General features: G+C 73.3%; 1 pseudogene. It reads right to left on the reverse strand.

What is annotated here, in order from left to right:
* Positions 1 to 232: pseudogene (locus tag SB753_RS41295) on the reverse strand (M48 family peptidase); the annotation flags it as partial.
* Positions 233 to 236: the final 4 nt, after the last annotated feature.

Raw genomic sequence — 236 nt, forward strand, 5'->3', positions numbered from 1 at the left:
GCGTCCCCGCGCCGCCGCTGCCAAGGTCGGGCAATTGCTGCGCGACGATCGGCGCACGCCAGCCGCCAGTGCCACCGCCGTTGGCCCCGCGGTTCGCGCCCGAGTTGCCGGAGAAGCGGCTTTGCGCGCCGCCGTACACGCCGAATACGCCTTGCGCGATGTCCGGCGGCACGATCGGATCGGCGTATGACTCGACCGGCCCGCTGACGAGCGGCGGCTCAGCGGACTGCATCGGC

This window comes from Paraburkholderia sp. SIMBA_053 (assembly GCF_046534895.1).
GTDB lineage: Bacteria > Pseudomonadota > Gammaproteobacteria > Burkholderiales > Burkholderiaceae > Paraburkholderia > Paraburkholderia caledonica.